We start from the raw sequence: 707 nt of genomic DNA, 5'->3' as shown, positions 1-707 counted from the left end.
GCTTTCCTACTTCCCTGAAAAATTTGGTCCCTGATGTTGTTAACGAAGCGATCAAACCTACTGACCACACTGGCAGGGCTGACACTCGCGACGCTGTTGTCGCCTGCGGCCTTGGCGCTGCCAGCGGATATTCAAGCCGCCAAAGACGAAGGTATGCGGTTATATAATGCTCATCAACGCTCTCTCAGTACGCCTTATTTAGAAATAGCAGCAGAGGCCGGTGATGCAGAGGCGATGTATTACCTTGGCGAAGTATATCGCTTGCGTCATATGGGATTAAACCAAGTCGCATTGGGCTGGTATTACCAAGCCGCACTACAGGGTGAACCCTACGCCATGCTTCGATTGTTTGACGGTGGTGCTTGCGAACTGGGGGATGTCTGCCCGGAAAACGGCGACGATTGGCCACAGGAGGCCTTGGAGCTTACCTTGCCCAAAGCCGAGGCCGGTGACGCTGAGGCCATGGCCGCGCTCTATCATATCTATTACTACGTTGAAGACCCCGATGAAGATGAAGCTATGAAGTGGCTCCATCGTGCTGCAGAGGCAGGCAATGTTCATTCTATGAACTGGCTGGGCGAGCTGGCACGTAATGACGAACGGGGTTATGCCAACGATACGGAGCGCCTGGAAGCGGCGGAGGTGTGGTTTCGTAAAGCGGCGGAGGCAGGCTATGCCCTCTCTATGAATAATCTAGCGGTAGTTTT

General features: G+C 53.6%; 1 protein-coding gene. It reads left to right on the top strand.

Annotated elements, in window-relative coordinates; all coding sequences use genetic code 11:
* Positions 1–33 precede the first annotated feature (33 nt).
* Positions 34–707, top strand: a 674-nt coding sequence (locus CPA45_RS22530; RefSeq protein ID WP_133066825.1) for a tetratricopeptide repeat protein, incomplete at its 3' end; no start/stop codon positions are given.

Source organism: Vreelandella nigrificans, from assembly GCF_002374315.1.
Lineage (GTDB): Bacteria > Pseudomonadota > Gammaproteobacteria > Pseudomonadales > Halomonadaceae > Vreelandella > Vreelandella nigrificans.
This window is presented reverse-complemented; position numbering and strand designations above follow the sequence as displayed.